7 protein-coding genes are annotated in these 9449 nt (G+C 72.2%); 5 read left to right on the top strand and 2 right to left on the bottom strand.

Annotation, left to right across the window (positions count from 1 at the left end; all coding sequences use genetic code 11):
• Positions 1-1165 (top strand): aminotransferase-like domain-containing protein (locus tag ABD378_RS27660; RefSeq protein WP_344524928.1); only part of this gene is annotated, 1165 nt, incomplete at its 5' end.
• A 130-nt stretch (positions 1166-1295) separates the two neighbouring features.
• Here ABD378_RS27660 and ABD378_RS27655 read toward each other — a convergent pair.
• Complete coding sequence (locus ABD378_RS27655; protein ID WP_344524934.1) at positions 1296-2141, bottom strand: DMT family protein; 846 nt, start codon at positions 2139-2141, stop codon at positions 1296-1298.
• A 255-nt stretch (positions 2142-2396) separates the two neighbouring features.
• Between ABD378_RS27655 and ABD378_RS27650 the strand changes: the two genes are divergently transcribed.
• The 3 genes from ABD378_RS27650 (at position 2397) to ABD378_RS27640 (ending at position 4831) form a co-directional block, all read left to right on the top strand.
• Positions 2397-2726 (top strand): hypothetical protein, encoded by a 330-nt coding sequence (locus tag ABD378_RS27650; protein WP_344524932.1) that lies wholly within the window; start codon positions 2397-2399, stop codon positions 2724-2726.
• Positions 2727-2745: 19 nt separating this feature from the next.
• A complete protein-coding gene (locus ABD378_RS27645) occupies positions 2746-3951 on the top strand; it encodes a glutathionylspermidine synthase family protein (RefSeq protein ID WP_344524926.1) in 1206 nt (401 codons plus the stop codon).
• Between the two features lie 94 nt (positions 3952-4045).
• The gene (locus tag ABD378_RS27640; protein ID WP_344524924.1) at positions 4046-4831 is read left to right on the top strand and encodes an SAM-dependent methyltransferase; all 786 of its coding nucleotides are present in this window, start codon (positions 4046-4048) and stop codon (positions 4829-4831) included.
• Here the strand turns inward: ABD378_RS27640 and ABD378_RS27635 are convergent.
• The gene (locus ABD378_RS27635; protein WP_344524922.1) at positions 4821-5873 is read right to left on the bottom strand and encodes an NADP-dependent oxidoreductase; all 1053 of its coding nucleotides are present in this window, start codon (positions 5871-5873) and stop codon (positions 4821-4823) included. The two genes, ABD378_RS27640 and ABD378_RS27635, sit on opposite strands and share 11 nt — an antisense overlap.
• Before the next feature lie 201 nt (positions 5874-6074).
• Here ABD378_RS27635 and ABD378_RS27630 point away from each other — a divergent pair.
• Positions 6075-9449: AfsR/SARP family transcriptional regulator (locus tag ABD378_RS27630; protein WP_344524920.1), on the top strand; the 3375-nt coding region annotated here is incomplete at its 3' end.

Here is a 9449-nt window from a genome sequence, read left to right as displayed (position 1 = left end):
CTCGGGCACCCGCGTCGCCGAACGCGCCGTGCCGCGCCCCGCCGACCCCGCACCGCGCCGCAGGGCCGCGGGCGGCCCGACGTACAACCTGATGCCGGGCACCCCCGACCTCTCCTCCTTCCCGCGCGCCGCCTGGCTCAAGGCCGCCCGCCGGGCCATGGCCGCCGCCCCGAACGACGCACTCGGCTACGGCGACCCACGCGGCCGCATCGAGCTGCGCACCGCCCTCGCCGACTACCTCTCCCGCGCGCGGGGCGTGCACACGGATCCGGACCGCATCGTCATCTGCGCGGGGTTCGCGCAAGGTCTGATGCTCCTCGGCGGAGTGCTGCGGGCGCGTGGTCTGCGGGACGTGACGGTCGAGTCGTACGGCCTCGACGTGCACTGGAACCTGCTGAAGCGGGCGGGGCTGCGGACGAGGCCACTGCCCTTCGACGAACTGGGCACGTCCACGGCCGAGTTGGGGTCGGGCTCCGGCTCGTCCAAGGCGGCGCTCCTGACGCCCGCGCATCAGTTCCCGATGGGGGATCCGCTGCACCCCGACCGGCGCGCTGCAGCCGTCGACTGGGCGCGGCGCGAGGGCGGTCTTGTCCTGGAGGACGACTACGACGGGGAGTTCCGCTACGACCGGCAGCCGGTGGGCGCGCTCCAGGGCCTCGACCCGGACCGCGTGGTCTACCTCGGCACGGCCAGCAAGTCCCTCGCCCCCGGCCTTCGGCTCGGCTGGATGGTGCTTCCGGCGCCGATCGCCGCCGAGGTCGTCGAGGCGAAGGGGGGCGTGGAATGGGCCTGCGGGGCGCTCGACCAGCTGACGCTCGCGGAGTTCATCACGTCGGGTGCGTACGACCGCCATGTGCGGGGCGCGCGGCTTCGCTACCGCCGTCGACGGGACCAACTGGTCGCCGCACTGGCCGCACGGGCGCCGGAGGTACGGGTCACGGGGATCGCGGCGGGCCTGCACGCGGTGCTGGAACTCCCGCCGGGGACGGAGCGTTCGGTGATCCAGGCGGCAAGCTGGCAACGCCTTGCCGTGCAGGGGCTCGCAAGTTTCCGGCATCCGGCCGCGCGGGTTCCGGGGCGGGACGCGCTGGTGGTGGGGTACGGGACTCCGGCGGATCACGCGTGGGCGGGGGCGTTGGAGGCGCTTTGCAGGGTGCTGCCGTGAGCCAATCTTCCAGCCCGTCCGGCGTTTGAGGACGAACTCGGCGAAGCCGGTGATGACGGTCACCAAGGCCCCCGCGCCAGCGGGTTTTTGGGAAGGGGCGGGGTTGAGGAAAGCCCCGCAGGGACCGCCCCTACAGCACCCCCTCCACCGGCGTCTCTTCCACCGGTGCCTCACCGAACCGCGCCAACGCCAACGCCCCCGCCACGGCAACGGCGAACCCCAGCACGGCGAGCCACTCCATCCCGCTCCGAGTCCGATCCCCCAGCCACACCACCCCCACCACCGCAGGGCCGATCGTCTCCCCGATCACCATCCCCGCGGTAGCGGTCGTCACCGACCCCCGCTGCAAGGCCGACGTGAGCAACAGAAACGCCGCACCCCCACCCACCAGCAACGCATAAGAAGCGGGGTTCGCCACCAACGCCCCCGGCGAGACATCGTCGATCAGCCGCACCGCCACCTCCACCACCCCGAACCCGAACCCCGCCCCGAGGCCGAGCGCCAACGCCCGCCCCCGCCCGGGCAACCGCCCCGCCACGGCCCCCAGCACAAGCACCCCCACCGCCACGCCCAACATCACGTACCGCAGAGTCGTCGACCCGACCCCCTCGCCCTCGTCCCCCGACGCGAGGCCCAGCATGGCGAGCCCCGCGCAGACCACCCCCACAGCCGCCCACTCCACCCCGCTCAACCGCACCCGCAGCAACCGCGAGGCCACCACCGCCGTGACGGCGAGGCTCGCGGCGAGCGCTGCCCCGACGGCGTAGATCGGGATGGAACGCAGGGCCACGATCTGCAGCAGGAACCCGAGCCCGTCGAGCGCGAGCCCCACGACGTACCGCCACTGCTTCACCGCTCGCAGCAGCAGCGCGGGGTCGACCCCGGAGCCCGTCCCCGGCGCGGTGGCGCGCGCGGCGATGGCCTGGAAGACGGAGGCCGTGCCGAAGCAGACCGCTGAACCGAGTGCGCAAATCATCCCAAGAGACACGAAGTGACTGTAGAGGAGAGGGATTCGACGGAGCCGGTTGGCGTGGCGCACGGGGACTTACCTACGCTGATCGCCGATCAAGTGTTGACGCATGTACGACAACGGGGAGCGGTAGAACCGATGCCAGCGGAAAAGGCTCAGGCGAAGCCTCAGAGGAAGCCTCAGGAGAAGGGGCCGGAGAAGCGGCAGGAGCAGGGGCCGCGGCAGCGCAGGCTGCGCTCCAGCACGGTCGTGCTCGGCGGAATGGGCGTCCTCGCGGCGGCCCTGACCTCGTGCGGTTCGGAACCGGACAAGCGGTGCGTGGACCGCGACAGCTACGACTACCTCACCGGCTACAAAATCGTCGCCGACAAGAACTGCAAGAGCGGTACGTCCTCCTCGTACGGCAAGGGACGCCAGGCCGGGGGCAGTTCCTACGGCACGGGCTCAGGCACGGGCAAGTCCGGCCGTATGGACGCCGACTGGTACTACGACGCCGACATCGACGGCCGGCACGCCGACTACGGCACCTTCAGCCGCAGCGAGGCCGTCGACCGCGACGGCTTCGGCTGCTCGGGCAGCGGCGGCGGCTGAGCCGGAGGAACCCGAGACCATGGAACGCCGCACCCTCACCCCCCGCCCCGGCTGGCAGCAGACCGTCGAGGACCAAGGGCTCATCTACCCCCTCACCCGCTACCCCGACGACTCGCTGCGCCCCTACTGGGACGAGTCCGCCTGCTACGTCTTCTCCCTGCCCGAGGTCGAAGCCCTCGAAGAGGTCGTCGAGGAGCTGCACGCGATGTGCCTGGCGGCAGCCGAGCACATCGTCACGCACGACCGCCTCGGCGACCTCGGCATCAAGGACCCCCGAGTGGCCGAAGCGGTCACCGAGGCCTGGCGCCGCCGTGCCGAACTGCCGTCCCTGTATGGACGCTTCGACCTGCATTACGACGGCTCGGGCAGCCCGGCCAAGATGCTGGAGTACAACGCCGACACCCCCACCTCCCTGGTCGAGGCCGCGAGCCCCCAGTGGTTCTGGATGGAGGAGTGCTTCCCGGGCGCCGACCAGTGGAACTCCCTCCACGAACGCCTCGTCGACGCCTGGAAGAAGCAGGCCTCCCTGCTTCCGCCCGGCGGCCCGCTGTACTTCGCGCACTCGGCGGGCGACGAGCTCGGCGAGGACCTGATGACGGTCGCGTATCTGCGCGAGACCGCGCAGCAGGCCGGGCTCGACACCGAGGCGATCTCCATGGAGGACATCGGCTGGGACCGCCTCTCGCGGCGCTTCGTGGACAAGAAGCTCGGCTTCATCCGCAGCTGCTTCAAGCTCTATCCGTGGGAGTGGCTGACCACCGACCGCTTCGCCCCGCACGTCCTGGAGACCCTCGACAACGGCGGCGGCACCGGTTCCACCCTGTGGATCGAGCCCGCCTGGAAGATGCTCCTCTCCAACAAGGCGCTGCTCGCGGTCCTCTGGGAGCTGTACCCGGGCCACCCCAACCTCCTCCCCGCCTACCTGGACGGCCCCCGGGAGCTCGCTTCCGGGCGGGGCTACGTCGCCAAGCCCCTCCTCGGCCGCGAAGGGGCCGGAGTCACGGTCCATCCGCCGGACGCCGGACCCCTCGTACCCTCTGCGGACCTCGTACGCGAAGAGGCCTGTTGCTACCAGGAGTTGGCGCCACTGCCCGACTTCGACGGCAACCGTGTGGTGCTCGGCGCGTGGGTCGTGGAGGACGAGGCGGCGGGGCTCGGCATCCGGGAGTCGGCGGGTCTGATCACGGACGAGTACGCGAGGTTCCTGCCGCACGTCATTCTCTGAACCATTCTCTGATGCCCAGGCAGGGACAGGCTCTCGAACTCCCCCGAGTACGCTGCCGGTTGATCGAGATGACGCACTCGGAGGCGAACCGAACATGGCCGACAGCAGGATCAACACCACGCAGCCGCACACGGCCCGGATCTGGAACTACTGGCTCGGCGGCAAGGACAACTACCCCGTCGACCAGGCCGCCGGGGACCAGATCCGCACGCTGCACCCCGGTATCGGCGCGTACGCGCTCGCCGACCGGCAGTTCCTCGGGCGCGCCGTGAGCCACCTCGTGACCGAGTGCGGGATCCGGCAGTTCCTCGACATAGGCACCGGCCTGCCGACCGCCGACAACACCCATGAGGTCGCCCAGCGGATCGCCCCCGAGTCCCGTGTCGTCTACGTGGACAACGACCCGTTGGTCCTCACCCACGCGCGCGCCCTGCTCACCAGCACCCCCGAGGGCAGGACCGACTACCTCGACGAGGACCTGCGCAACGTCGAGGCGATCCTCGAACACGCCGCGAAGACCCTGGACTTCGACCGCCCGGTCGCCCTGATCCTGCTCGGTGTCGTCATCTTCATCGACGACGACTCCGAGGCGTACGGCATCGTGCGCCGCCTGCTCGACGCGCTGCCGGCCGGCAGCCATCTGGTCCTCTCGCACACGATCACCAGCCCGTCGATGCCCGACGTGGACGAGGCGGTGGCCTTCTGGAACGAGAACGGCACACCCAAGCTCACGCAGCGCACGCCCGAGGAAGTAGCCGGGTTCTTCGAGGGGTTGGAGCTTCTCGAGCCCGGTGTGCTGTCGTGCAACCGCTGGCGTACGGAGGAGACGGCGGGCGTCGAGGACGTGGCCATGTTCGGCGGGGTCGGGCTCAAGCGCTGAGGATGGGGCCGGGGCCCAGGCGGACGAGCATCTTGCCGGTGTTGGCGCCGCGCAGCACGCCGAGGAAGGCGTCGGGCGCCTGCTCGATGCCCTCGACGACGGTCTGTTCGGTGCGCAGGGTGCCGTCGGCGAGCAGTCCTGCGGCCTTGCCGATCCACTCGGGGAACAGGTCGAAGTGGCTGCTGACGAGCATGCCGCGCAGGGTCGCCTCGTGGGTCGCGGCACGGAAGAGGTTGTCCGGCCCCGGGGCGGGTGCGGTGTTGTTGTAGCCGCTGATGGCGCCCACGAGGGCGATCCGTCCACCGGTGCGGATGGCGCCGACGGCGGCTTCGAGGTGATCGCCGCCGACCGAGTCCAGGTAGACGTCGATGCCGTCGGGGGCGGCCTGGGCGAGCTGTTCGGGTATGCCGCCCTGGCGGTAGTCGATGGCCGCGTCGTAGCCGAACGTGTCGAGCAGCTTCTTGGTCTTCGCCGGGCCGCCCGCCGAACCGATCACGCGAGACGCGCCGAGCTCGCGGGCCAACTGCCCCGCGACGCTGCCGACCGCGCCCGCCGCCGCCGAGATGAAGACGACGTCGCCCTCGCGGACGGGGGCGGTGCGGGTGAGCGCGGCGTACGCGGTCAGGCCCGTGGTGCCCAGGGGGCCGAGGTAGGCGGAGGCCGGGGCGAGCGTGGTGTCGATGACGGTGGCGGTGGCGGCGTCCAGGACTGCGTACTCGCGCCACCCGAGGAAGTGCGAGACGGTCGCGCCCACCGGCACGTTCTCGGCGCGGGACTCGACGACCTCGCCGACCGCACTGCCTTCGAGGGCGGCGCCGAGCGCGAAGGGCGGGATGTAGGAGGGGACGTCGTTCATGCGGCCCCGCATGTACGGGTCCACGGACATCCAGGTGTTGCGGACCAGGATCTGCCCCTCGGCGGGCTCGGGGACGGCCGTGGTGACCAACTCGAAGTCGGCGGGGGTGGGTTCGCCGGTGGGGCGGGAGGCGAGGCGGATTTCGCGGGAGGTGGTGGGGGTGGTGAAGGCGGTGGGGCTGGACATGGCGGGTGATCCTTTCGGACGTGGGGCATGGTCGGTGTGTGACCGGGGTGTTCGTGCCGTTCTCGCTGTTCTCGCTGTCCTGGTCACGGGGATCACCGTGCCCGAGGCCGCGCACGAGCCACTGACGGCTCACGCACGGCCGCTGACGGCTCACGCACGGCCGCTCGGGAGCCCCGCTCGGGCCCGCATTAACGTGGCGGCATGCGATTCGAGGTGCTGGGCCCGTTGACGGTGCGCACGGCGGACGGGGCGGTCGTCCCGGTTCCCGAGCCGAAGGTCCGTGCCCTGCTCGCGAATCTCCTGATCCACCAGGGGCGGCCGGTCCCCGCTGACGTCCTGATCGACGACCTGTGGGGCGAGCGGCTGCCGGGCAACCCCGCCAACACCCTCCAGACCAAGGTCTCCCAGCTGCGCAGGGCCCTGGAGAATGCGGAACCGGGCGCGCGTGAGCTCGTAACGTACGGCCAGGCCGGTTATCTGCTGCGGGCCCCGGAGGGAGCGGCGCCGGAGGAGCTGACGGACGCGGCCAGGTTCGTGGCGCTGTCTTCCCGTGCGTACGACGCTGTCGAGAACCCTGATGTACGTACGAGGGTCTCGCTGCTCTCGGAGGCGCTGACGCTGTGGCGTGGACCGGCGTACGCGGATTTCCGGGACGCGGAGTTCGTGCGGGTGGCTGTGGCCCGCCTGGAGGAACAGCGGCTCACGGCCCAGGAGGTGCGGGCGGAACTCCGACTGGACCTCGCTGTTCCGGGGGAACACGCCGCGCTCGCGGATGAGTTGGCGGAGCTGGTGGCCGAGCAGCCGCTGCGGGAGAGGCTGCGGGGCGCGTACATGAGGGCGCTGTATCTGGCGGGGCGCCCGACAGAGGCGCTGGACGCCTATCGCGACCTGCGCGAGCGCCTGGCCGACGACTTGGGCACAGACCCCGGCGCGGAACTCGCCGCGCTCCACGAGGCGATACTCCGCCAGTCCCCGGAGCTGGCCTCGCCGCGAGTGGACGCGCGGAGCCCGCTCCCGGAGGCGAAGGCACTGCCGACGCCACACTCCCGAACGAATCTGCCCGCAGCCGTCACGGCCCTCGTGGGCAGGGAGGGGGCGGTGGCCCGGGTCCGGGAGCTGGTCGGAGCGGCGCGCCTCGTCACCCTCACGGGGCCGGGCGGCGTCGGCAAGACCCGGCTCGCGCTGGAGGCGGCGGCCGGGCTCGCGGACGACTTCGAGGAGGGCGTCTGGCTGGTGGAACTGGCCGGCACGAAGAGCGACGTCGCCGGGGTCGCAGAGACGGTGGCCGCGGCACTGGGCATCCGGGACGATCCCTCGCTCGTCCGCGATGGGGTGCCGGGGACGCCTGGAGCGAACGGGGTGATTGGCAGTGGTGCCGAGGCGCCCGCCCCCGTCCCTGTCCCCGCCCCCGAACACGTACCCGCCCTGATACGCCTACTCGCCCGAGCCCTCGCCCCGCGCCGACTCCTCCTCGTACTGGACAACTGCGAGCACGTCCTGGAACCCGTAGCCGCCCTGCTCTCCGAACTCCTGCGGCATGCCCCCGAGTTGCGCGTCATCGCCACCAGTCAGGAGCCCCTCGCCCTCTCCGGCGAGACCCTGGAAGAAGTCGCGCCGCTCGCGGAGGGCGAGGCCTTGGCGCTGTTCGCCGAGCGGGCCGCTGCCGCCGCCCCTGGCTTCGTGCTGGACGCGGAGAACACTGCCGACGCCGCCCTCATCTGCCGCCGCCTCGACGGCATCCCGCTCGCCATCGAACTGGCCGCCACCCGCGTACGCGCCCTCGGCGTCCACGCACTCGCCGAACGGCTGCACGACCGGTTCCGTCTGCTCAACCAGGTGCGCAGGGACGCCCCCGCCCGGCAGCGCACCCTCCGCGCGGTGATCGACTGGAGCTGGGAGCTGCTGACGGTGGAGGAGCAGGGCGCACTGCGCCAACTAGCCGTCTTCGGCGGAGGTTTCACACTGGACTCCGCGGAAGCGGTGTACGGCGTCGCTTCCGGCGGCGCCGCAGACGTACTGGACCTCGTCACCCGCCTCGTAGACCGCTCCCTCCTCTCCACGGCACCCGGAGCCGCCGACCACACCCACGGCATCCGCTACCGCATGCTCGAATCCGTCACCGCCTACAGCCTCGAACGGCTCGACGAGGCGGGGGAGACGAAGGATGTACGCCGCCGCCACGCCCACCACTACGCCGACCTCGCCGCCCGTGCCGCACCCCAACTCCTCGGCCCCGGACAACAACAGTGGCTGCACCGCCTGGACACCGAGGCCGTCAACCTGCGCGCCGCGCTGGAGTGGGCCGCGGCCGACGGCGACGCCGCCCTCGCGCTGAGCCTGGCCAACTCCCTGACCTGGTACTGGTTCCTGCGCGGCCGCCTCGGCGAAGCGGAACGCTCCCTGACCCTCGCCCTGAGCCTGCCCCGGTCCACAGAGGCAGACAAAGACGCAGACCCAGGCACCGGCGCAGACGCATACACAGCACCCCGTGCCTCCGCCCGCACGGCCCGTGCCGCCCTCGCCCTGCTCACCGGCGACGACGCCCCCTATACCGACATGGGCACCGACATGGGCACCGACATCGGCGCCGACCCCGGCGTGGAGGGCGCCGACCTCCGGTCCCGCTGGCTCCTCGCCCACGCCCGCTCCGGATTCGACCGTACGAGGAGCGAGGAGGCCCAGGTCGACGAGCTCCTGGAGGAGTTCCGCGCGGCGGACGACCGCTGGGGCGTGGCCGCCGCCCTCAGCACCCGCGCCACCCGGGCGCTCTACCGCGGCGACCTCGCGACCCTGCGCCGTGACGCCGAGGCCAGCGCCGCCCTGTTCGCCGGACTCGGCGACCGCTGGGGCCAGTTGCAGGCCTCCGAGCAGCTGGGCATCCTCGCCGAGATCGCCGCCGACTACGAGGGCGCCGCAAGGCTCCACCGTGACGGCATGCGCGGGGCGGAGGAGCTCCAGCTGTGGACCGACGTGTCCTTCCGGCTCGCCCGCCTCGGCCGCATCGCCCTGCTCACCGGTGACGACGCCGCGGCCACCGACTTCCACGAGCGTGCCGCGCGCCTCGCCACGCAGCACTCGCACGGGCCCGCGCAGCAGTTCGCCGAGACGGGCCTCGCCATCGGTGCCCGCCGCCTCGGCGAGCTCGACGCCGCCGAGAAGTACCTCCTGCCCTGGCTCGCCTGGAACCGCCGCCTCGGCGTCCACTCCGGCACCGCCCTGATCCTGGCCCAGCTCGGCTACGTCGCCGAGCAGCGCGGTGACGCGGCGCAGGCGGAGGAACTCCACCGGGAGGGTCTCGCCGTGGCCCGCGGCACGGGCGACGAGCGCGCCGTCGCCCAGGCCCTCGAAGGCCTGGCCGGAGCCCGCTCCCTCGCGCACGACCACACACGCGCCGCCGAACTCATCGGGGCCGCGGCCGCCCTCCGGGAGGCGGCCGACAGCCCTCTGCCGCCGGTCGAACGCTTCGACGTCGACCGCGCCGCGCAACGCTCCCGCACAGCCCTCGGCGAGGACGGCTACGCGGCCGCGTACACCCGCGGCCACGACGCCCCCCCCCCCCCCCCCCCCCCCCCCCCC

It is taken from the genome of Streptomyces rectiviolaceus (assembly GCF_039533825.1).
GTDB lineage: Bacteria > Actinomycetota > Actinomycetes > Streptomycetales > Streptomycetaceae > Streptomyces > Streptomyces rectiviolaceus.
This window is presented reverse-complemented; position numbering and strand designations above follow the sequence as displayed.